The organism is Salinibacterium xinjiangense (genome assembly GCF_014645015.1).
In the GTDB taxonomy this organism is placed as follows: domain Bacteria; phylum Actinomycetota; class Actinomycetes; order Actinomycetales; family Microbacteriaceae; genus Rhodoglobus; species Rhodoglobus xinjiangensis.
On sequence record NZ_BMLC01000005.1, the window covers coordinates 86,496 to 109,389 of the forward strand.

Sequence of the window (22,894 nt, forward strand, 5' to 3'; positions counted from 1 at the left end):
AAAACAATGAAGCAGGAGCAGCCATGAGCACATCTTCGGTGAACGCGCACGACACCCGCCTTCCTTACGACCTGGTCGTCGTGGGTGCCGGCATCAACGGACTGGGCATAGCCCGCGATGCGGCAGCGCGGGGATTGCGAACGATTGTCATCGACCAGGAAGATATTTGCAGTGGAGTATCGGCCTGGTCGGGGCGACTTATTCACGGCGGGCTCCGATACCTGGAGCACAAGGACTTTGCCCTGGTCCGTGAATCCCTGAAGGAGCGCGAGCGCCTCTTCAAGCTTGCTCCGCACCTCGTGAAGCCTGTGCCGCTCCTCATGCCGTTCTACGCCCGCAACAAGCGGCCGTCGTGGTTGATCCGACTCGGTATGATCGCCTACGACGTGCTGTCATGGGATAAGAAGCAGCCCAACCACACGATTTTGACGAAACGCGCGGTGCTATCCCGCTTCACCGGGATGGAGCCGGCCGGCCTCAGCGGTTCGGCGGTCTTCATTGACGGACAGGTCGAATACGCAGAGCGGCTCTGTGTCGAACTCGCGGTAGCCGCACAGGCTGACGGAGCCGACGTCGTCACCCACTCCCGAGTCGATGGGTTGCTCAGGAACGGTTCCCGAGTGACCGGCGTGCAGTACACCGACTCCATCACGGGAGAGCGGCATTCCGTGCACGGGCGCGTGGTCATGAATGCCGCCGGCCCATGGATCGACCGCCTGCTTACTGATGTCGGGGGAGTCGAGGCGCCCCGATTCATCGGTGGCTCCAAAGGCAGCCACATTATCGTGGCTCCCTTCCCCGGAGCACCGCACGACGTCGTGTACTACGAGTCGCAGGCCGATGGCCGCCTGGTTCTGGTCATACCGTGGATGGACAGGTACCTCATCGGGTGCACCGACAACCTCTATGACGAGGAACCGGATTCCGCCCGCGCAGAACAGTCGGAGATCGACTACCTCCTGCACGAGGTGAACACTCTCGTGCCGGGAGCGAAACTCACCACCGGCGACGTTCTGTACACCTACAGCGGAGTGCGGCCATTGCCCTACGCGCCCGGGGTGCCTGAATGGAAGATTCCACGAAGCCACATCATCCACGACCACGCTGACGAGGGCGTCGAGGGCCTCTTCACCGTCATCGGTGGCAAGCTCACGACATTTCGGCAGCTCTCTGAGGATGCCGTCGACCTCACGCTTCGCAGCCTCGGTCTCAAGAAAACAAAAACGATCACGCTGACAAGCCCACTTCCCGGTGCTCGCGTAGCGAACTATGAGGCGTTCTCGAAGGCGTTCATCTCGACCGGCGGTGTGCCACCGTTGTCGGCGAAGCGGCTCCTCGCTCTGTACGGAGTGCGAGCAGCAGATATAGCAGCCCTGGCGAATGACGATGCCGGTCTGCTCGAGGTCGTCGACGAAAAGTCGGGGGCGCTAGCCGCTGAAGTGGTCTTCGCCATAGATAAAGAGTTCGCCCGAACCCTCACTGATGTCATGGCGAGACGCCTCCTGCTGGCGTTCGAACCGGGTCACGGCATCGAGGGCGCCCGGCGGATCGCGACGATAATGGGGGCCATCAACGGCTGGAATGAAGCCCGCATCCAGAATGAACTCGACGGCTACGTCGAGTGGCTCGACCACCTTGCCGTCCCTGGCCGACCCGCGGTGCAAATTCCCGGTCACGCGACATCCGGTGAACGTGAAAATGGGTTGCCCGTCGTCGGCGTCGGCCTCCAGGGCGGCCGGGCAGAGCTGTGACGGGCCGCTATGTCCTTGCGCTCGATGAGGGGTCGAGCAGCGCGAGGGCGGTTCTCGTCGATGCGGACGGGCGGATCGTCGCCGAGGCCTCAAATCCGCTCACGCCCCTCTTCCCTAACCACGGCTGGGTCGAGCTTGACCCCGCCCAGCTGTGGACAGCGATGCGGGCAGCGATCGACGAGGTAATGGATCGGACGGGGCTGACGGCGCGTGATATCGCCGCCGTCGGGGTGACAAGTCACCGTGAGACCTGTCTGATCTGGGACCGATCAAACTCCGTCCCCGTGCACAACGCAATTATGTGGTCTTCACACCAGACTGATGAGATCGTCCAGCGTTGGTCTGAGATGGGTCTCGATGCCGAGGTCCGCACCCGCACCGGGCTTCGAAACGACTCCTTTTTTTCGGCCGCAAAACTGGCCTGGTTCATCGAGAACGTCCCGGGACTCAAAGCGCTTGCAGGCACGGGCGCTTACGCTGCCGGAACAGTCGACACCTGGCTTGTGTGGAACCTTACCGGCGGGCGTGAGCACGTCACCGATGCGACATCGGCGTCGCGAACGGCATTGCTCAACATCGACGGGCTCGTGTGGGACGAACGACTCTGCGACGCATATGGAATCCCGCAGGATCTCCTCCCCGAGGTGCGCGCTTCCAATGCGCACTTCGGCTACCTCGACCCCAGCATTCTGCTCGGTGGCGCCGGCCACCGCATACCCATCCACGCGATCGTTGCTGATCAACAGGCCGGACTGTTCGGTCAGGGCTGTTTCGATGAGGGGTCAGTCAAGAACACCTTTGGGACCGCCGGCGTGCTCGTCGCTAACGTCGGGAGCAGCCCACTGTTCCTCCCCGGAATGACCACCAGCGTCGCGATGAACATCCCCGGGCTCACCAGCTACGAGGTCGAGGGGGTGGTGTTCCACAGTGGGCAGACACTTCATTGGCTGCGTGACAAGATGCGGGCAGTTGGATCTGTTGCGGAGATGGAGCGCATCGCGGAACGAGTCGTCGACACCCAGGGGGTCTACTTTGTTCCTGCGTTCGCCGGGCTCTGCGACCCCTACTGGGACAAAGACGTTCGAGCATCGATTTTCGGGTTGACCCTTGACACGGGCATCGACCAGATTGTTCGCGCGGCGCTCGAAGCCATGGCCTACCAGACGCGTGACAACCTCGACGCTTTGCGCGCTGGCGGTATGAGCGTGACGTCGCTGAAGGTAGATGGCAAGGCAGTCTGCAACAACTTCCTGTGCCAGTTCCAGGCAGATATCCTCGACATGCCGGTCATCCGGCCGGAGGGCCTCGAACGCACCGCCCTCGGAGTTGCCTACATCGCCGGGGCAGAAGTGGGTCTGTGGAACGCGCAGGACCTCGTGCGCGAAACGTGGCGTGTGGAGCGAGTATTCGAGCCCCGCATGACTAGCGATCGTCGCGACCAGCTCTATGGCGGTTGGCAGGCCGCCGTGCGATCCGCCCGCATGATGCCGCCCGCACCACCTCACCCGACGAGCGGGACGGCTCTCGGACCCATCCCGGAACTGGCCGCACACTGACGTGCAGGTCCCCAAACTGAACCAATCGAAAGGATCATGATGACTACGAACACAGCCGAAAACTACGTCGCCCGCGCCAGAGCGGGCGGCTACGCAGTAGGCGGTTTCAACATGCACAACCCTGAGACCACGCAAGCGCTGATCGAAGCGTCAATTCGCGCTGAATCACCAGTTTTCCTGCAGGTTGGACGGGCGATCGTTCCTCACATGGGCCTCGAGGCCGCGTATCGCATGACCCGTCGTGAACTCGACGGCACGGGAGCGGATGCGGTCATCCACCTCGACCACGGCACCTACGACGAAGTCTTCGAAGCCCTGCGCCTCGGATTCGACTCGATCATGTTTGACGGTTCCCACCTGCAGTTCGAAGAAAATTTGAAAGCTACCCGCTACATCGTTCAGGTCGCACACTCATTCGGCGTTCCTGTGGAGGCCGAACTGGGCAGCATTCCCGATGCGTCCGACGGGATCGACTGGTCAGCGCACTACACGAACGTCGACGAAGCCGAACGTTTCGTCGCGGAGACCGGCGTCGACTTCCTGGCGATCTCGGCAGGCGTAATGCACGGCCTCACCTCCGGCGACCCCCTGCCCCTGGATATCGAACGGATCCAGCGCATTCGCGATGTTACGGGCGTTCCCCTCGTTTTGCACGGGGCGTCGGGTGTGCCTGGGTCGGATATCAGCGCGGCGATCGCCGCTGGTGTGCACAAGCTGAACGCCGATACCGATCTCCGCCATGCCTTTCGGCGCGGTATCGAAGAGACCTGGGCCAGGGGTGATCGCCAGCTCGAGGATGCTATGTCTGTGGGAAAGAGCATGATGATCGAAGCGACGATAGCAAAAATGCGTGAGTACGGGTGTGCGGGCGCCTCGACGGCTGCCGTTTTGACTGAAGCCCGGGTGTGACGACGCGACATCAGAATTGGGCGAGGGCCATCGCATCGAGCTGAATGAGCTGGGTCGAACCAAAGCGCGGCCCACGTTCAGGTCGACGGCGAAGCGGTCGTCTCGTTCTTACGGGCTCGGGTCGGGGTAGCTGTCTCGATTGGGAAGCGTCTGACAGTACCCACCTGGTATCAACATCGATCGGCTGGATCTCGAAGAGGCCGCTCAGCGCGGGCGCGACGTCGTCGGTGGTACTCGTTCCGGTGGACTGCGGCGCGACGACATCGCTGGGGAACGTTCACGGTGTCGGATCTCGGCGTGCTCGGTGTGAGGCGCTTCGGCGCTATCGTGAGCGGGCCCTGGGCTGCGATTCTGGCGGTGGAGCCATAATCCGCCGGGGTGCCTGCGTCGAGGATGGTGGGAGTCGCGAGCCATCGCCGAACTGGCACTGGCGTGGGAATGCCGCGCTCTCGATGGAGCAGGTGCGGCTGGGTTTCTCGCGGGCGTGAAATCGACACCGGGCGCCACACGAACAACGTGCATTCCGTGGCAGCAGGCTGCTGTGTTGACCGCTGTGCGTGCCGCCGCGTGCCACCCATCACTCCCGCAGGAGTCGCTCTGCCGTTTCCATATCCGTCACCAGGGTGTCGATCCAATGGCCGCGAAGGGCGGCCCGCACGGCCTCGTATTTCGATCTTCCACCAGCGACGGCAAATCGTCCGCCCGCGGCGGGAAGCTGCGCCAGGGTCACGCCGATCACGAGGGAGTCAAGTTCGCTCTGGATCGGAGTTCCCTCCGCATCGATGAACCTCAGGTTGATCTGCCCCACGGCGCCGAGCGATTTTGCCCTGTCGAATTGCTCCACTGTGAAAAAGTTGCCGCCTGGCTCCAATGGTGCATCGATATTGCAGGCACCAATACCGACAAGGGCAACGTCCAGCTCATCCAGGGCCGCGATCGCTTCGCGGGTGTGCACGTCGTAGTTGATCATTGCCTCACGAGCTTCCGCAGAAGCCAGAACCCCGGGAGCTCGGATAAACAGCGGTGACCCTCCAATCAGGTCAGCAAAACGCTGCGTGGAACGGGTGGAATCATGCTGAAGCTGTGGCGGGCCGACGTCCCCGAGCATTTCGACGACGCGGGTGAGGTCGGACCTCTTTCTCGACGGTTCGAGGGCATTCACGAGTGAACGCAGCGAACGGCTCCACGAAGTGAAGCCAATAGTTTTCCCCGACAATTGCATTGCCGAGAGGATCAAGGCGGCGGCCTCACCGAGGTCGCGATTGATGGCGGCCTCGTCATTCAGATCCAGCGACTCCACTATGTGAACCTGGGACAACCCGTAGCGTTCCTGGAGATTCTCCTCGACCTCCGCGTGCAGGCCCTCTGGAATGACGACAACCGTTCTGACGATGTTCGCCTGCTCGGCGGCCTGGAGCAGCCGAGAAACGCGGGCCTGCGATATTCCCAGGCTCGACGCAATCTCGACCTGCCGGATACCGTGGGTGTAGTACATACGCGCCACCTTCGTCATGAAGCGGCGCGGTTCGGGATCAGCAGCCACAGCTGCTCCTTCCACTGAAGATTCTCAGCGCATTGAGATTCGTTAACGGCAAGAATATCCAAAACGATTTAGGTTAAGCCAGTGGGTGTTCCGTGAGGATTACTGGTGCGAGGAGGCCGACGGATGGCGATCCCACGGAGTGTCCGCACTTGTCGCGTGAGGCCAGCCTCGGGTCTTCGCCGCGAAGGCAGCCATCACCGCAATCGCGAGAGTCCCGTTCTGCATTCTGCGGTTCAGAATCGCTGTGACGGCATCGTCGAGCGGCACCCAGCGCAGTTCGATATCCACTTCCTCTTCAGTGGGACGAAAATCGGACGCTCCTGCCAGCAGGTCGCGTGCAAGGAAGACCCGGATTGCTTCGTTGCTGCCGCCGGGGGTGGGAAAGAAATCCACCAGCACTTGCCAATTCGCGGCGGTAAGTCCAGTTTCTTCCAGGAGTTCTCTTCGGGCAGCAGATACAGGGTCTTCGCTCACGTTGTCGAGGATGCCAGCCGGCAGCTCCCACTCACGTGCACGTACGGGATGGCGATATTGCTGAATCAGCAGGATACGATCATCATCGTCCATTGCAATGACCGCAACCGCACCGCGATGAGACAGATATTGCCGGGTCAGGATTGCGTCGCCGTACACGACCTCATCGGATCGAATATCCCAAACAAGCCCCTCGAGGTCGGTCGTGGTAGAACGAACCTCGTGGTGGGCACGCACATCCGCCAGCTGATCAGACAATCGATCGGTCTCCTGCTCATAATTTCAGAAACTGAGTACTGCACGTCATGAGTGAGGCCACACCGCAGTCGCCGACCCCTATCCCTAAATTATCACTTGGCCGGGTCGGCTCCACAGCGCAAGACGACATCGATGAAAGTTTGCGCCTGCTCCGCAGCATGCAGGAAGACGAACACCCTCATGCTCGAATCCGAGCTTATCGCCCGGTTCCAACCATGGCGTTCAGTCGACGTGAGAGCTTGATGCCCGAATTTGCGGCCGCGTCGGATGCGGCTCGTCGGCTTGGCTTTGATCCAGTGATTCGCCTCGCGGGCGGCCGGGCGGTGGCCTATGACCAGACGTGCCTGATCGTCGATCTCATGGCTCCTTTGGGGCTCTTCGGCAATCACCTGGCGGCCTTCGACGCTGGCGCGCGTTGTTTTCGGGACGTGCTGCGAGATCTGGGCCTCGACGCTCGAGTCGGTCCAGTCGCGGGCGAATACTGCGCGGGGGAGCACAGCGTCAACGCGCGGGGGCAGGTGAAGGTCGTGGGAATCGCTCAGCGCGCGATGCGCCGGGCGAGGCTTCTCACCGCGTGCATCGTGCTGGAAAAGCCCGACCGATTGCGACCAGTCGTGGACGCGGTTTACGGGGCGATGATGCTCGAGTGGTCGCCAGAGACCCTGGGGAGCGTGCGTGACGAGGGGGCGCAGGGAACACTCGACGACATCGTGCACGAGCTCGTGACCGGGCTCCAATATCGACACTCTGCGTGGGCGCTCCCGCAGACAACCTCCATTCGCAGTGCGCTTGCGTAAATAATCTCCCAGTCGATTGCCGATGACTCCGGCAATTTTTCGCGGTCGGAGCGCGCGCCTTACGTGCAGTTTCAGATCAGCCGGGAGCCTGTCGCGACAATGGCGTCAGCCGATGACTTGGGGTGTCACCTGGAGCCCCACAAACAACCCAACTGGAGTACAACGTGAAGAAGACGGTGTCGAGAAGACGGGCACTGGTGACGTCGAGCTTCACGAGGCATCGGCCGTGGCGGGGATTGGATGTCACATCCCAGATATGCACGACATGATGGATCGGCTGGGACGAACACCATTCGCCCGAGGCTTTGGAACAGAAGATTGGCGCTAATGTGCTCATGCAACGGATTATCGGGAACGACCGTCACGTCACAGCAACGATGGCCACAGCGCTCTTGGTGAGGAACCGGAAATCTCTGTAAACGACGTCCGGGATCACTTTCGAGCTCTGCGCTGAAGTGCGATCCTTCGGGACCTGATCGTAACGAATCGGTCACGAGTGGACTATCTGGCGAAATCCTCTTGTGGGCACACGTAAGATGCCTCTAACCTCATAGTGAATCAAATCCGGTTCATTGAATAAAAATGCAGTAGATCCCAGTCCCAGCCTTACCCATCTTCAAGGAGTCAAAGATGTCTCTCAAAAATAAGCGCAGCGTGTTTCGCCTCGCCGCATTCGCGGCTGTTGCCACGCTCGCACTCGCAGGGTGCACGTCGACCGCGGGTGGAGTCGCCGCAGGCTCCACTGGGCCGATCGCCAAAGAGGACCTAGTCCTCGTCGCATCCGTCATCAACACCACCAACCCCTACTTCATCGCCAACATCGAGGGGGCGAAGGCTCTCTCCAAAAAGCTTGATATTCCGCTTGAGATCATCGACTCGCAGGGCTCGTCGCAGACTGAGATCTCAAAGATCCAGGCAATCCTCGCGCAGGGTAAGAAGGTCGTCATGTTCGTCAACACGGTGGCGAGTTCAGACACCCCGACGATCGTGGATGCCGTGAAGCGCGCCGGAGGCTACGTATCGATCTGGTGGAACAAGCCGGACAACTTCGAGCCCTGGGATTCGGGCGACAACTTCGTGGCCTTCCAGAAGCACCCCGGTGTGGACTCCGGCCGTTGCAACGCCAAGGCGATCGGTGACGCGCTCGGCGGCAAGGGTAACGTCATCATGTTCCCCGGGGTTCAGGACAGCACGACGAGCCAGACGCGTGTCGCCGGCTTCGAGGCTGAAATGCGTGAAAACTACCCAGGGATTAAGATCCTCGAGAACCAGCCTTCGAACTGGGACCCGCAGCTGGCCAACCAAAATGCGAAAGACCTGATCGCGAAGTACGGCGATGAGATCAATGGCGTCTGGAGCGCCGATGACGGCATGCAGCTCGGTGCGATTCAGGCCTTCGACGACGCTGGCCTGCTCGACAAGGTGAAGTTCGCTTCCGACGGTCTCTACCCCGACACGGTGGAACTCATGAAGAAGGGCTACGGCAACAACGCTATTGTCGGGGAAACCTTCCACCGCGGCTACATGGCCTCCGCCATCGGTCTGTACACGGCCTACCTGGCAGCGACCGGAGAGATCGTTCCGTCCGAACTGCCAAAAGAAAAGCGCACGAGCTTCTTCGACATCAAGTGCGTAACGCCCGACACTCTCGACGAGTACCTCAAGTACGACACCCCGACGGCCGCAGCCGACTTCGTTGACAAGCTTGTCGAAACGGGTCCGTGGGACACCGAGCCGGCGACCCTCATCGGCGGTGGCGGACCCGAGGTTCTGCCCAAGCCGTAGCTCTTCGGTCAGCCTGTTCCCGGCCCTCGTCGCTCAGACCAGGGCCGGGAACAGGCGCCTTATCATAATGTGATCGGTTTCTGCGAGGAGAGTTCTCATGGTTCACAATGCTTTATCGAAACAGAGCGCGGTTGGTATTGACACCACCGCGATCAGGATCCGCGAATCCGTCATCGAGCGCCGTGCGCGGTTCCGTGGTCTCGCCGAGCCGTTGAGTCTGCTGATGGCTCTGGCCGTCCTCATCGTTGTGTTCTCCCTCCTGAACGAACGTTTTCTGACTACGTCCAACTTCCAGAACGTTCTCACCCAGTCGGCCATCCCCTTGATCGTCGCCGTGGGAGCGACCCTGGTCATTCTTCTCGGATCCATCGACTTGTCCGTGGAGGGGGTCATGGGGGCAACCGGCATGACCTGGATCCTCCTCAGCGCCAACTCGCGCGGAGGTGTGGATCTGGGGCCATGGGCCTGGGTTATCGCGCTCGGCGTCGCCCTCGTCCTGGGAGTCGCCAGCGGCCTCATTTTCACCGCACTGAAGGTCCCTTCCTTCATCGTCACCCTGGGGATGTGGTACGTCGGGCTTGGAATTGCCACCATGCTCTACGGGACCGATCTTCTCCCTCGCCTCGAGGACGAAGGGCTGAAGGGCTGGACGTCCCGAATCAGTTTCGGACTCCCCAACTCGTTCTGGGTGGCGTTGCTCGTCATCGGCCTCGGCATCCTGGTTCTCCGCAGTACCCGGATCGGTCGTGTGACTCTTGCCATCGGAAACAGTGAGACCATCGTGCGCTCGGCAGGCCTTCCCGCTTTTCGTGTGAAGGTCGCTGTCTTTGCCATCGCCGCTCTGCTGAGTGGACTCGGTGGCATCCTGGCCACTGTCCAACTCGACATCGGGTCGCCCACCGTAGGCTCCGGCGTGCTCTTCATCGTCATCCCTGCTGTCGTCATCGGAGGAACTCACCTCGGCGGCGGAAAAGGAGGGATCCTGCGCACCGTGTTGGGCGTGTTCCTGCTGACGATTCTCAATAACGGACTCATACTCTCCGGCGTTGAGTCGAGTTACCAGTCGGCCGTTACCGGCGCGATCCTCGTCGCCGCCATCGTGTTCGCCGCGTGGTCGCAGCGCGACAGATTGCGGGTGGCAAAATGAGCGACGTGACCACACCACCCGCGGTGCTTCGCCTGGACGCGGTCTCGAAAAGCTTTGGATCAAATCGTGCCGTTCGCGGGGTGTCCCTCAGCATCCAACCGGGTCAGGTCATCGGCCTCATTGGCGAGAACGGCGCGGGCAAGTCCACCTTGCTGAAGATCCTTTCGGGCAACTATCGGCACGATGAGGGAACAATCGCGGTAAATGGACGGGAAGTCCAGTTCCGCGGGCCAGCCGACGCCCTGCGCGCGGGGATCGGGGTCGTTCATCAGGAGCAGTCGCTGTTCACGAACCTGACCATCGCCGAAAACATCGAGGTCAACACGCCCATCGGCCGGGGCGGCGTCAACCGGCTTGGGCTGTACAACTGGCGTCGCCTCTACGCGGACGCAGCTCAGGCCCTTGACCTCATCGGATCGCACTTGAATCCGAAGACGCGGGTCAGCGACCTGTCGTTTGTTGATCGGCAAATGGTCGAAATCGCACGGGCGATCCGGGTGAGTGCCGCCAGTCACACGACTCCGCTGGTAATCCTCGATGAACCGACTGCGATCCTGGAGAGGACGGAGACCGCGATCCTGGAGAGGGAAATTTCCAAGCTTCGCGACATCGGCTCGGTCATCTTCGTCTCCCACCGACTCGACGAGGTCATGCGTATTTGCGATCGCGTCGTCGTCATGCGCGATGGCGAGCTGATCGCCGACCGCTCTGTCGATGACGTGACAGAGGAGGAACTATTCCGCCTCATGGTCGGTCGCGAGACTCACGCTGCCGTTCGAAATCGTCGCAGTATTGAGCCGGCGACCAAGCCAGTCATCTCCATTCAGGACCTCACCCGGGCAGGCTCCTACACGGATGTGTCGATCGATGCCTACCCCGGCCGTGTCCTGGCCATTCTGGGTACCAGCGGCTCCGGCCGCGAGGCGGTGGCGCGAGCGATATTCGGAGCCGAGGGTTTCGATTCCGGGTCGGTCTCGATCGCGGGCTACTCCGGGCGGCCGTCAATCAAGAAGGCCGTTGCTCTCGGTGTGGGATACGTTCCCGCGGAACGCAAGACTGAGGGAATGGTGGGGGAGATGCCAGCGGACCAGAACATCACGCTCACGCATCCCGGCTCCGCGGCCATTGGGCCGTTCGAGCTTCCCCGACGCAGGTTGTCTCTGGCACGCCTGTGGTTCGAGAAGCTGGATATCCGGCCGCGGGAGCCCGAGCACATGCTGCAGGACTTCTCTGGCGGTAATCAGCAGAAGGTCGTCCTCGCCAAGTGGTTGAACTCTTCGGATCTGAAGGCGCTCGTGCTCGACCACCCACTCCGAGGCCTCGACCCGGGTGCGGCCGAAACCGTCAATGCGCAAATCCGGTCGGTATGCGATGACGGAACCGCCATCATCCTTATTCCCGACACGATCGATGAGGCTCTCGATATTGCCGACGACATCGTGGTGATGCGAGATGGGCGGATCTCAGGCGTCTTCGACCTCGGGCACGACAATCCCGCGACCCTGGATCTGCTTGAAAGGATGCTGTGATGACCAAGATCGAGAGCGAGACAACGAAGATTGACCGCGAGACAACGAAGCTCGCCGTCCCTGTTCGCGCGAAGTTCCAGTCCGTGAAGCGCATCGGAGGCTGGCATGCGATTGGCCCGATCGTCATCTTCGTGGCGATACTCGTCGTCGTCGCGATCCTCACTCCAGCCTTCATAGGGGGAGGAGGGCTGGCGATAATCGCATCGTCGTCCGCCCCCATCCTTCTGCTGGCACTCGGACAGGCAATGGTGCTCAACGTCGGGTCGATCGACTTGTCGAACGCCGCGATTGGCCTGTTGGGAGCTATCCTGCTCGCGCTCACGCTCGGCCCGGTGGCAGGCCTGTCGCCGCTGATCGTGCTGCTCGCCACCACCGCCTTCGGAGCCGTGAACGGTCTGATTGTGGCCTACGCGCAGGTACCGTCCTTCGCGCTGACGCTCGGCACGCTGGGAATTTTCCAGGCAGTCGCGCTCGTGGCCAGCGGCCGCACGACCGTGTATGTCTCCAGCAACGGGGAAGGCATTCACGCGCTGTACGAAAGCGGAATCGCGAATGTGCCGCTGACATTCTGGATGGGCGTGCTTGTTGCGGTCTCTCTCTGGGTGCTTCTGCGGTACACCCGCATCGGCCGAGGGATGACGGCCATCGGGAAGAACGAGTCTGCCGCGATCTTCTCTGCGGTTCGAACGCGCTCGCTCAAGGTGCTGGCTTTCGCTCTCTCGGGGTTCTGCGCCGGACTGGCCGGCATCGCGATCATCGCGCAGGCGGGGTCTGCGTCGCCCACCGGCCTGGGAAGCGACCTGTTGCTTCCCGCCATCGCCGCAGCGCTGATCGGAGGAACGTCGATTTCCGGTGGTGTAGTCAATCCGCTCACCGTGATCTTCGGAGCTCTGACCGTTGCACTTGTTCCCATCGCTACGACCGCAGTCGGTATCGACGCCCAGGCGCAGAGCCTGGTCTACGGCGCGGTCATCATTGCGGTGGTTGCGCTCACCATGTCGCGCAACAAAGCAAGCATTGTCAAATAAGAAACGAGACGGTCACATGATTGCTGCGGACATCCTGGACGCGACCAGTTCCGGCGTGCTCAAAGACCTTGAGCCCCGCGAGGTTTTCCGATTCTTCGAGGTGCTCTCAAGCATCCCAAGAGGTTCGGGTAACGAGAAACAGGTCGCTGACTGGATCGTGGATTTCGCGCGCTCCTGTGGGCTCGAGGCGACGAAGGATGACCTGCAGTGCGTTCTCGTGCGCAAGCCCGGACAGGGGGGACTTGAGGATGCAGCTCCGCTGATCCTGCACGGCCACCTTGATATGGTCTGCGAAAAGGCAGAGGGAGTCGAGTTCGACTTCGTGAACCAACCGCTGAGCCTCGTGGTCGACGGCGATTACATCTCGGCGAAGGGGACGTCCCTGGGGGCGGACAACGGAATTGGAGTGTCGTACATTCTCGCCCTGCTTGAATCCAAGGACATCCCGCATCCGCCGCTGGAGGCAGTCCTCACAGCCATGGAGGAGAGAGGGAAGGTAGGGGCCGGACAGTTCGACGTCGCTCAGCTTGCCGGGCGTCGCATGATCGACTTCAACTGGATCACGGACGAAGAGATCCTGGCCGGTTGCAGTGGGGACGTGACGTTCACGGTCGATGTCCCAGGCGAGTTCGAGCCAGTGCCGGCAGAGTTGACCACGGCGCGCTCACTGGAGGTGCGCGGGCTCAATGGCGGTCACTGCGAATTCGACATCCAGTTGGAGCGGGCGAACGCTCTGCAGGTGCTGTCCCGCGCGGTCCAGAGGTTGGCTCGGGCCCACGAATTGCGCATCGCCGATCCTTTCGGAGGCGCCCAAAATAGTGCGATCCCTGCCGATGCATCTGCCGTCATAGTGTTCAATGACAGTGACCTTGATTCGATCGAGGCTCTCATCGCCGGGCTGGGCGCCGAGCTCAAACAGGAGTACGAGATTTCTGACCCCGGGATTCGCGTCGAGCTCAAGAGTTCGACACGTCCCCATAGCGCGTTTTCGCGCGACGCCGGGATCCGGCTCATGTCCATTTTGCGTCTCATCCCTCATGGGGTGCTGAGTTGGAATCTTCACGTTCCCGGTCGCGTAGAGACGTCGAACAATCTCGGAACCGTACGGCCGACTCCTCAGGGAGCACGCGTCATGTCCACCATCACCTCCGCCCTCACGTCGCGAAAGCACGAGCTGATCGAGCGAGTACAGGCGCTCGTCGCTCTCGCGGGAGGCGGGGTCGTGTGCGAACTCTACGGACTCGATGCTCCTGAGTTCCCCTATCGTCCTGATTCCCAGCTGCTTGCAACCGCATCTGCGGCGTATCGTGACGTGTTTGGTAGGGAGCCCAGCGTCGAAGTATCTCAGTGCTCCCTCGAGCTCGGGATGTTCAGCAGACGTGTGCCGGTCGCCGACATTATCTCTATTGGTACCGAACTTCAGGGCCTGCATTCCCCGGCAGAGAAGGTGAACCACAAATCCGTGGAACGTGTCTGGCCGCTGATCAAGAGCGTCATGTCGCGGCTCGGATAATCCGGTCCGGCTGACGCCGTCCGCGCGGAGCGGTCTGTGGGCAATGAGATTCTCCTGAGGATCATCTGCTGAGGATCATCTGCTGTCGGCGGATGTACCCGCCTGGGATCACGGATGCCCGAGCGGGAGATCTGAAGGCCCCTCGACCAAGGCCCCCGACCGGGGCTCGGACGCGACCGGGACGACGCTACTGTCGCCGCAATTCCCCGACCGCAGTACCCCGACCGAGAGGGCACGTCCTTCGCTGCACCGAGGCGGCCATGACGGACGGAACCGTCCCACTGGTTCGACCACGATCCTGCTCGTGGGGCCCGCTGCATTCAGATTCCGGATCCAGCGTTCTGCCCATAAAACAACGTTCCGCTCGGGATCAATCGTGACGGTAGCTTGCCTTCAGCCTCCGCAGTCCTTCATCGAGTGTCACGGTCGGCGACCAGGCGAGCGCTTTGCGTATGTCACGTTGGTCGAACCAGTGCGCAGTGGAAAGCTGCTCGGCGAGAAATCGCGTCATGGGGGGCTCGTCCGCACCGGGCCGAGCGGCCCATACTCGCTCTACCACCGAGCCCGCCGCGCGTCCCAGCCCGGCGGGGATACTCCACCGCGGGGGCCGCACTCCCGCGGCGAGGCAGATGGACGCCAAAATGTCACCGACCGGGCGCGGCTCACCGTTGGTGAGAACGTACGCCCTGCCATGCGCGACGTCGGCGCGGTGCAGCGCTGCGACGATTCCGGATGCCGCGTTATCGATGTAGGTCGTGTCGATGAGGGCGGTTCCACCATTGAGCAGGGGCAGGCGTCCGCGGCGAGCTCGGTCGACGATCCGGTCGACGAGCTGGGTGTCGCCCGGACCCCAGACGAGGTGCGGGCGGATGGCGATGACGCTCATCTTGACGGAATCACTCGCCAGCGCGAGCAGCTCCGCTTTCGCCTTCGTGCGCGCGTATTCGCCTCTGGCCTGTTCGGGCGATGCGGATTCCGCGCCGACACCCTCCAGCGCGGAGCCGGCGTGCGCGACCGACGGTGACGACACGTGAACCAGCCGCGACACGCCCGCGGCCTCGGCGGCAGCCAACACTGTTCGCGTTCCTTCGACGTTGACAGTGTGGAACTCGCGCGCGTCGCCGGCGAGCGACACTTTCGCGGCGAGGTGGATGACGCCCTCAGCGCTATGGATGGCGCGGGCCACCTGACCTGGGTCTGTGATCGAGCCGAGGATGTCGGTCGCGCCGTGCAGCCCAGATGGTCGTCGTTGGAGGGTGCGCACCTCGTGTCCGGTGGCGATCAGTTCTGCGGCGACGGCACGACCGAGGAAACCGGATGCCCCGGTGACGAGCACGATCATGGTGCGGTCGGTTTCCCGCCGGCAAGCACACAGTCAGCCCACTGGGATAATCGTGACCGGTCGATCTTGGAGTTGTGGCGGATGTCGGTCGGAAGTTGCGGCACGGCGAGCACGGCAACGAGTGGGAGCGTGGTGCTGGCGCGCACCGCCGCCGTCACCTCTGGACTCGCAAGCCCGGGTCGTTTAGTCGGCCGGACAGTTTCGACGACCGCGACAGCCTGCCGCAGCCCGTGTGGCCCGACTCCGACGACCGCGGCACGGCGCACGGCGGAGACTTGCTCCACGTCCTGCTCCGCACCGACGGGCGCGATTGGACCTGTCGGCGTCACGATGACGTGGGGCAGCCGCCCTTCGACCCACAGGCGGCCGAGATGATCGAGGTGCCCGACATCGCCAGTGCGGTGCCAGCGCTCCCCGGGCGAATCGGTGTCGAGACCGGTCTCGCGGACAGCAGCGCGATCCGTCAGCCACAGCCGATCGTAGTGATCCTTCAGATGCGGCGCAGAGACCACGATCTCCCCGAGAACACCGGCCTGGAAACTCGGTGCACCCGCCGCCCGTCCCTCGGCGTCGAGGGCGCTGATAAGCACGCGGTTCGAGCCGATGGGCGCACCCACGCACACGCCGCTGTCACCGTCATCGGCTGCGGCGCGAACCCCGTCGAGCGTGATGTCGGTCACCAGGAGGCATTCGGTCATGCCGTAGGGCGCATGTGGGTTCGCGTTGGGCATGAGCGCACCCGCCGATGCGAGCAGTTCTGCGCTGATCGGCGCGCCGGTTGACAGGAAGGTGCGCACGCGTTCTAGCTCAACGAGGTCCTGTTGGGTGAGATCGCCGGCCGTCGCGACGACGTTGAGGATGGCGGCGGGGGAAAGGAAGACGATGCCGGCCCGGGAGTCTCGCACTGCTGCCGCGACAGCTGCGGCAGTCAGGGTGCGGGGTGCAGAAACATCCATCTCGGGTGTTATCGACCGCGTGCCGAGCGCCGGGCCCAACAGGGCGAACGGCGCGAACCCTGTCACGATTCCGGTGTCCGCGGTTATGTCGAAGTGGCTGGCGAGCACATCACGGAGCGCGGAGAGTTGCCTGTGGCGATAGACGACACCCTTTGCGGGACCTGTCGACCCCGAGGTGAAGAGGATCGCGGCCTCATCGTCTGGCAGTGGTGGTGCCGGGAGGAGCGTATCGGCGCCGATCGCAACGAGGTCACCGAGGCTGTGGGAGACGCCCAGGGCCGCGGCCGCGATCTTTGACAGTCGCGCGGCGGAGATTCGCACTCCGGGCCACCCGAGGGTGCGCGCGGCGATGAGGCCGGGTGACTCTGCGATGACGACGTCTGGCCACGACCCACGCACTGCACGCGTGAGACCTTTGACCCCGAGACCGGCGTCGGCGACGACCACGACGGCGCCGATCCGCAGGCAGGCGTAAACCACGGCCGTCAGGGTCGGTCCCGGCGGAATGAGCAGTGAGACACGCTGGCCTTTGTGAACGCCGATGGCGGTGAGACCGGACGCAATCCGGTCCACCCTGTCGCTCAGTTGTCGCCAGCTCACCTGTCGAGGGCTTCGTCGTCCTCGAGTCGACATATCGATGACGGCAGTCGAATCATCGTCGCGTCGCTCGTCGAGCCTGTGCCAGAGCGGCGTGAAGAGCGGATCCTCCACCCCCGAGCGCGCCAGTGCATACGATGCGCGAGGCGAGGTCGAGGCAGGGTTCGTGAGTCGATCGATGTTGTCGCCCAGCCAGGCCAGCACGGCGTCGGCATAGGGGCTGTCCTCGGCGACGAGATGGCCAGCGCCCTCAAATCGGTGCACATCGGCATGGGGAAGTCGCTCGACGAGGTCATCGAGGTAGAAGTCGCTGAAGATCGGATCGCGTGGACCCCAGAGCATGAGCGCCGGAACATCGAGCTCCGCAACACCCGCGGCGATCCGCTCGAGTTCGCTGAAGCTTTGGTGCTGCGAATCGGCCGGGATATCGGCCACGAATCCGCCGATACCCTTGCGACGGTCCGCCGAGCGGTACGGCGCGCGATACGCATCCTTCACTGCTGAATCGAGCGCGGGTGAGGCGAGCGCCAGCGTCGTATCGATGAAAGCGGTGGTGTGGACAGTGGATGCTGCGAGCACCCCCCTCGCGCTTGCGAGCCGCAGCGGTGCGGGGATCGGTGTGCCCTCGGGATGGTGGATTGCCGTGTTCAACAGCATGACGCCGACAAGCTGCGCCGGGCGGTCAACCGCCCAGCCGAGCGAGACGACGCCACCCCAGTCGTGACCGAGCGTCACGACAGGACCGGTGAGCGAGAGGGTGTCGGTGAACGACGCCAGGTCGACGACCCGCTGCGCGAGCGGACGATGTATGCCGGTGCGCTCAGAGAAACCCATGTCGACCTGGTCCACTGCAACGACCCGCCAGGCGGGCGATCCGGACTGCGCGGCCTGCACCGAGCGCGTGACCAGGTCGCGCCATAGGTAGCACCAGGTCGGGTTGCCGTGGACGGCAAGAATCGTGCCCACGACGGGTACGCCTAGACGAGCCAGTTCATCCCCGGTGTCGAGATAGTGCCAGTCACGATGCACACCCTCGTCCAAACCTCTACCCGGTACAGCGATGGTGTGACTGAAGCGACGGTCGAGTCCGGGCAGGTTGAGAGGGAGAGGAGAGGCCGATCCAGTCATGATGCGGTCGCTCTCAGGATGCCGTTACCACGCGAGTTCCATCATCGCGGTGTTGAGACCTGAGCCCACGCCCATCAGGAGAACGCGGTCGCCCTTATTGAGCGTGTCCTGTGCTTCGACGAGCGTGATGGGAATCGATGCCGGACCGACGTTGCCGAATCGGGGGAACGTCGTCGGGACGCGATGGCGGTCGAGTTTTGCTGCTTTGATGATGGCATTCGTGTGCACGGACGAGACCTGGTGGGTGATGTACATGTCCATCGTCGACCAGTTCCATTCGACGGATGCCTCTTTCCATGCCGAGACGACGAGATCGAGACCCCCTTTCAGAAGCGCCTTCGCATCGGTGAACATGCCGTCGACGCTGCCGACACACAGGTCGTGGAATTGCGTTGCAGCACGCGTGACACCACCGAGGATTTGGTGGCCGGCGGGATTCTCGTCAGTGCGTCCAAGCACTGCCGCTGCCGATCCGGAGCCGAGCGTGAGCGACGCGAATTCGCTCATAAAACCTTCGCGATCGCTGTCTGACTTGAGCAACCGGTCGATGGTATTCACCTGGATCTCGTCAGCATCCTCGCCATTGACGACGATGGCGTACTTGATCTGGCCCGATTCGATCATGCTTGCCGCGAGGTTCATCCCGCTCACGAAGCCAAGACACGCATTTGCGACATCGAAGTTGATCGCGGAGCTCGGTAGCCCGAGCCCGTGATGCAGGCGCACGGCCACTGACGGCTCCAGATGCTGGCGGGTGACAGAGGTGTTGATGAGCAGTCCCACTTCGGACGGTTCGACTCCCGCCTGCGCGAGGGCACGCACTCCTGCCGACACCGTCGCATCATCGGACGTTTCGCCCGAAGCCCAGTTGCGTCGTTCGAGCACTCCGGCGACACGCTGTAGGAGCCCTCGAGGCAGATCGAGACGCGAGAGAGCTGCTTCAAGTCGAGTTTCGATGTCGATAGACGTCGTCACCCGACTGGGAAGAGTACTCGCGACCGACAACAGCGAAACGTTGCTGAAGCGGGTGGTCGCATTTCCTGCCACGAAACCTCCGTCGAACGAGCCCGGGCGGCCCTCTGGTCAAGAAAGCCAGTTTACCGCAGCGAGTACAGCTCCCCGGGACAGTGGCCGGCATCAGCCATGATGGGTTATTATTCGCTTTTGGCAGAGCCTCGAGCCAGTCACAGCCCCAGCCCCAGCCGCAGTCCCGCTGTAGGTAGCATCGTGCTCATGGGGAGACGAGCGGCGCCCACGCGGCGAATCGAGTCGGCCGGGCAGGTGTCCACCATCATCGGTGGCGTCCTTCTGATCGTGGTCGGCGTGCTCTGGATGCTGTTCTTCTTGCTCATGCTGATTTTCGGTGGCCTGGATCTCTTCGCGCCGGTCGCTAACGGCATGAACTTCCAGGGTCCGGTGATTCTCGGCCTTGCCTCCGTCGGATTCATGGTCGCTATCACCGGCCGAATTGTCGCTGACAGTGCCCGTCGGTCCCGGACGCCCCAGCGCCGGTCGTGACAGTAAATATGAGGGGGGGTGCTGGCTAAACTGCTCCCATGGACGACACGGCACCGAGAGCGGTCGAACACACCGATGGCGTCGCCGCCAATCCGCCATGCCCAACGTGCGGAGCCGCTCGCGAGCTGGTGATGCTCGAGCGTTTCACGGGCTGGTGGTGCCGGGAGTGCGCTGACGCTGGTCGCCGTCCCTCATGACGACCAGGCTGCTCATCGTCTCCGACACCCATGTGCCGACGCGGGCCCGGCAGCTCCCCTCCGCAGTGATCGAGGCGGCGGATGCCGTTGACCTCGTGATCCATGCCGGCGACTGGATCGTGGCATCCGTTCTCGACGAGCTCGAATCACATGCCGAGGTGCTGGGCGTCTGGGGAAACAACGATCCGGCCGACCTGTGTGCACGGCTTCCGGAGGTCGCGAGGCGCGCCATCGACGGCGTGCGGTTCGCCGTCGTACACGAGACCGGCCAGGCGACAGGTCGTGAGGTTCGGATGGATGCCGCGTTCCCCGACATCGACGTGCTCGTGTTCGGTCACAGCCACATCCCGTGGGATTCGACCACACCGGCGGGGCTTCGGCTGCTGAACCCCGGATCCCCGACCGACCGCCGTCGCCAGGCGACGTGCACCTACCTCACCGCGGTCGCCGATGACGGCGCCCTGCGGGAGGTCGCACTGGTGCACCTGTAGAGGGCGCGACGACCACCGGAGTCCGAGCATCCGGTGCCGTCCCGTGGTGATCCTCAGCTTCTGGTGCGCGCAGGCCGCTCGCCGCGATCATTCGAGCGAGCTCCGCCGCGCACATCCGGGCGGATCTCGATCAGCTTGCCGCTGATGCGGGTGTCCTTCAGCTTCGAGAGCACCTGGGCAGGGAGATCTGCCGGCAGCTCGACGATCGAGAAATCGGGGCGGATCTGGATGTGACCGAAGTCATCCCTGCTCAGGCCGCCCTCATTCGCAAGTGCCCCGACGATCTGCCGCGGCTCGACGCGGTGACGCTTGCCGACCTCGATGCGATACGGGGACATCGCCTTGTTCGAACGCGGACGACGCTCGGGACGCTCGCCGCGATCATCCCGGTCTCCTCGGTCGTCCCGGTCTCCTCGGTCTGGACGGTCGGTGCGCTCCTCGCGGTCGAACCGCTGCGGGCGCTCGTCCGCCGGGTTGAGCAGGAGGGGAGTATCGCCCTGGGCGACCACGGCGAGAGCGGCGGCGACGTCAGCCTCTGGCACGTCATGGTTCTTGATGTAGTGGCCGACGATGTCGCGGAATGCCGCGATACGCGACTGTTGGTTGAGCGCCTCGGTGATGGCGTCGTCGAAACGGGCCAGTCGGGTGACGTTGACGTCTTCCACCGACGGCAGCTGCATCTGGGTCAGCGGCTGGCGGGTCGCCTTCTCGATGGCAGCCAGCAGCCTCCGCTCACGTGGCGTGACGAAGCTGATGGCGGCTCCACTGCGTCCCGCACGCCCGGTACGGCCGATGCGGTGCACGTATGATTCGGTGTCGATCGGGATGTCGAAGTTGACCACGTGGCTGATCCGGTCGACGTCGAGGCCTCGGGCCGCGACATCCGTTGCCACGAGGATGTCGAGCTTGCCCGACTTCAACTGGGCGACGGTGCGTTCGCGCTGGGCCTGGGCGACATCCCCGCTGATGGCAGCAGCAGAATAGCCGCGCGCGCGCAACTTCTCGGCGAGAGTCTCGGTCTCGTTCTTGGTGCGGACAAACACGATCATGCCCTCGAAGTTCTCCACCTCGAGAATGCGCGTGAGCGCGTCGACTTTTTGCGGATACGAGACCATCAGGTATCGCTGTGTCGTGTTCGCCGAGGTCGTCGTCTTGTTCTTGACGGTGATCTCTTCGGCGTCATGAAGGTACTTCTGAGAGATACGACGGATCTGCGGCGGCATCGTCGCCGAAAAGAGCGCGACCTGCTTATCTTCGGGAGTGTCGGCGAGAATCGTCTCAACATCCTCTGCGAAGCCCATCTTGAGCATCTCATCGGCCTCATCGAGCACAAGGTACTTGAGCTCTGAAAGGTCGAGGGTACCCTTCGCGAGGTGATCCATGATGCGACCGGGCGTGCCGACAACCACGTGCACGCCGCGGCGCAACGCCGACAGTTGAACACCGTAGGCCTGCCCGCCATAGACGGGAAGCACGTGCACGCCCTTCATGTGTGAGGCGTACTGCTCGAATGCCTCGCACACCTGTAGCGCGAGCTCGCGCGTCGGCGAGAGCACGAGCGCCTGCGGCTTCTTCTGCGAGACATCGAGCCTCGAGAGGATCGGGAGCGCGAATGCCGCGGTCTTCCCCGTTCCGGTCTGGGCGAGGCCCACGACATCGCGACCCTCGAGCAGCGGCGGTATCGTGGCGGCCTGGATCGCTGACGGAGTCTCGTACCCTACGTCGCGCACGGCCTTCAGGACGGCGTCACTCAGCCCGAGGTCGGCGAATCCGGTCGTCTCGCTTTGCGCGTCGAGGTCGGCTTCGATGTCTTCGGTCGTATCGTGTGACGTCATTCCTACAACGGTAGTGCCCGGTGCGCCTTCACGCTTGCGTTCGACCGAGGCTGAGGGCGTGCAGTTCGCGCAGCGCGGCGGTGAACTCCGCGAACGGACCGCGGGTCGGGGTGGCAGGCGCGATTCGGTCGATACCGAGAGCTGCGACAGCACCCGGCCCCTGTCCCCATTCCGACCGCCAGCCGTCGAGTTGCGCGCCGCTGGCCGCGAACACGATGGTGCCGAGACCCACCCAGGCGTGTGCGGCGCTGCACATCGGGCAGTGCTCACCCGAGGTGTAGACGACACAGGAGCGGCGTTCATCGGGAGTCAGGTTGGCAGCAGCCCAGCGAGCGATCTCGAATTCAGGATGCTGCGTCTCGTCACCACCGCCGACCCGGTTGCGCTCCTCGAGCCTCACCACCCCCGCGGCATCGACGAGCAGCGAGCCGAACGGCTCATCCCCGGCGTCGAGGGCCTCTTGTGCGAGCTCGACGCAGCGCCGCAGGTGCACCTGGTCGACCGGCGTTGCCGTCGTGGTCGGGTTTGCTTCCGTCATCA

The 22,894-nt window shown here is 63.0% G+C and carries 18 protein-coding genes and 1 pseudogene; 12 read left to right on the forward strand and 7 right to left on the reverse strand.

Going from position 1 to position 22,894, the window contains the following annotated elements; all coding sequences use genetic code 11:
* Positions 1–23 precede the first annotated feature (23 nt).
* From IEW81_RS13645 to IEW81_RS14800, 4 genes and pseudogenes are all read left to right on the forward strand, one after another.
* The gene (locus IEW81_RS13645; protein WP_097061084.1) at positions 24–1,751 is read left to right on the forward strand and encodes a glycerol-3-phosphate dehydrogenase/oxidase; all 1,728 of its coding nucleotides are present in this window, start codon (positions 24–26) and stop codon (positions 1,749–1,751) included.
* The gene (locus IEW81_RS13650) at positions 1,748–3,307 is read left to right on the forward strand and encodes an FGGY family carbohydrate kinase (RefSeq protein WP_097061083.1); all 1,560 of its coding nucleotides are present in this window, start codon (positions 1,748–1,750) and stop codon (positions 3,305–3,307) included. Before IEW81_RS13645 ends, IEW81_RS13650 begins: the two co-directional genes overlap by 4 nt.
* Before the next feature lie 39 nt (positions 3,308–3,346).
* The gene (locus IEW81_RS13655) at positions 3,347–4,216 is read left to right on the forward strand and encodes a class II fructose-bisphosphate aldolase (RefSeq protein ID WP_097061464.1); all 870 of its coding nucleotides are present in this window, start codon (positions 3,347–3,349) and stop codon (positions 4,214–4,216) included.
* Between the two features lie 84 nt (positions 4,217–4,300).
* Positions 4,301–4,585 (forward strand): annotated as a pseudogene (locus tag IEW81_RS14800) (2-oxo acid dehydrogenase subunit E2); the annotation flags it as partial.
* 208 nt (positions 4,586–4,793) lie between these two features.
* Here IEW81_RS14800 and IEW81_RS13665 read toward each other — a convergent pair.
* Both IEW81_RS13665 and IEW81_RS13670 read right to left on the reverse strand, forming a co-directional pair.
* Complete coding sequence (locus IEW81_RS13665; protein WP_097061081.1) at positions 4,794–5,759, reverse strand: sugar-binding transcriptional regulator; 966 nt, start codon at positions 5,757–5,759, stop codon at positions 4,794–4,796.
* Positions 5,760–5,858: 99 nt separating this feature from the next.
* Complete coding sequence (locus IEW81_RS13670; RefSeq protein ID WP_097061080.1) at positions 5,859–6,491, reverse strand: NUDIX domain-containing protein; 633 nt, start codon at positions 6,489–6,491, stop codon at positions 5,859–5,861.
* A 215-nt stretch (positions 6,492–6,706) separates the two neighbouring features.
* On the opposite strand from IEW81_RS13670, the gene IEW81_RS13675 reads away from it, so the two are divergent.
* The 6 genes from IEW81_RS13675 to pepD all read left to right on the forward strand — a co-directional run bounded on the left by IEW81_RS13675 (position 6,707) and on the right by pepD (position 14,290).
* The gene (locus IEW81_RS13675; protein WP_097061079.1) at positions 6,707–7,288 is read left to right on the forward strand and encodes a lipoyl protein ligase domain-containing protein; all 582 of its coding nucleotides are present in this window, start codon (positions 6,707–6,709) and stop codon (positions 7,286–7,288) included.
* 630 nt (positions 7,289–7,918) lie between these two features.
* Entirely contained in the window at positions 7,919–9,073 is a 1,155-nt protein-coding gene (locus IEW81_RS13680) for a sugar ABC transporter substrate-binding protein (protein ID WP_097061078.1), read from the forward strand.
* A gap of 97 nt (positions 9,074–9,170) precedes the next feature.
* Complete coding sequence (locus IEW81_RS13685) at positions 9,171–10,220, forward strand: ABC transporter permease (protein WP_097061077.1); 1,050 nt, start codon at positions 9,171–9,173, stop codon at positions 10,218–10,220.
* Positions 10,221–10,225: 5 nt separating this feature from the next.
* Positions 10,226–11,749, forward strand: coding sequence for a sugar ABC transporter ATP-binding protein (locus IEW81_RS13690; protein WP_179691857.1), 1,524 nt, complete (start codon positions 10,226–10,228; stop codon positions 11,747–11,749).
* A complete protein-coding gene (locus tag IEW81_RS13695) occupies positions 11,749–12,777 on the forward strand; it encodes an ABC transporter permease (RefSeq protein WP_097061075.1) in 1,029 nt (342 codons plus the stop codon). Before IEW81_RS13690 ends, IEW81_RS13695 begins: the two co-directional genes overlap by 1 nt.
* A 16-nt stretch (positions 12,778–12,793) precedes the next feature.
* Positions 12,794–14,290, forward strand: a complete 1,497-nt coding sequence (gene pepD, locus IEW81_RS13700; RefSeq protein WP_097061074.1) for a beta-Ala-His dipeptidase — start codon at positions 12,794–12,796, stop codon at positions 14,288–14,290.
* 370 nt (positions 14,291–14,660) lie between these two features.
* On the opposite strand, the gene IEW81_RS13705 is transcribed toward pepD, so the two are convergent.
* The 3 genes from IEW81_RS13705 to IEW81_RS13715 are packed head-to-tail and all read right to left on the reverse strand — an operon-like array spanning position 14,661 to position 19,360.
* Entirely contained in the window at positions 14,661–15,632 is a 972-nt protein-coding gene (locus tag IEW81_RS13705; protein ID WP_097061073.1) for an NAD-dependent epimerase/dehydratase family protein, read from the reverse strand.
* Positions 15,629–18,313: an alpha/beta fold hydrolase gene (locus IEW81_RS13710; protein WP_097061072.1), complete on the reverse strand. Its 2,685-nt coding sequence runs from the start codon at positions 18,311–18,313 to the stop codon at positions 15,629–15,631. Before IEW81_RS13710 ends, IEW81_RS13705 begins: the two co-directional genes overlap by 4 nt.
* Before the next feature lie 24 nt (positions 18,314–18,337).
* Positions 18,338–19,360, reverse strand: coding sequence for a 3-oxoacyl-ACP synthase III (locus IEW81_RS13715; RefSeq protein WP_097061071.1), 1,023 nt, complete (start codon positions 19,358–19,360; stop codon positions 18,338–18,340).
* A 186-nt stretch (positions 19,361–19,546) separates the two neighbouring features.
* Between IEW81_RS13715 and IEW81_RS13720 the strand changes: the two genes are divergently transcribed.
* On the forward strand, positions 19,547–19,831 hold the full coding sequence (locus tag IEW81_RS13720) for a hypothetical protein (protein ID WP_143544684.1): 285 nt from the start codon (positions 19,547–19,549) through the stop codon (positions 19,829–19,831).
* A 193-nt stretch (positions 19,832–20,024) separates the two neighbouring features.
* Positions 20,025–20,519, forward strand: a complete 495-nt coding sequence (locus IEW81_RS13725; protein WP_097061069.1) for a metallophosphoesterase family protein — start codon at positions 20,025–20,027, stop codon at positions 20,517–20,519.
* A 53-nt stretch (positions 20,520–20,572) separates the two neighbouring features.
* On the opposite strand, the gene IEW81_RS13730 is transcribed toward IEW81_RS13725, so the two are convergent.
* Positions 20,573–22,354: a DEAD/DEAH box helicase gene (locus IEW81_RS13730; RefSeq protein ID WP_097061068.1), complete on the reverse strand. Its 1,782-nt coding sequence runs from the start codon at positions 22,352–22,354 to the stop codon at positions 20,573–20,575.
* Positions 22,355–22,382: 28 nt separating this feature from the next.
* A complete protein-coding gene (locus IEW81_RS13735; protein WP_097061067.1) occupies positions 22,383–22,892 on the reverse strand; it encodes a nucleoside deaminase in 510 nt (169 codons plus the stop codon).
* Positions 22,893–22,894 lie beyond the last annotated feature (2 nt).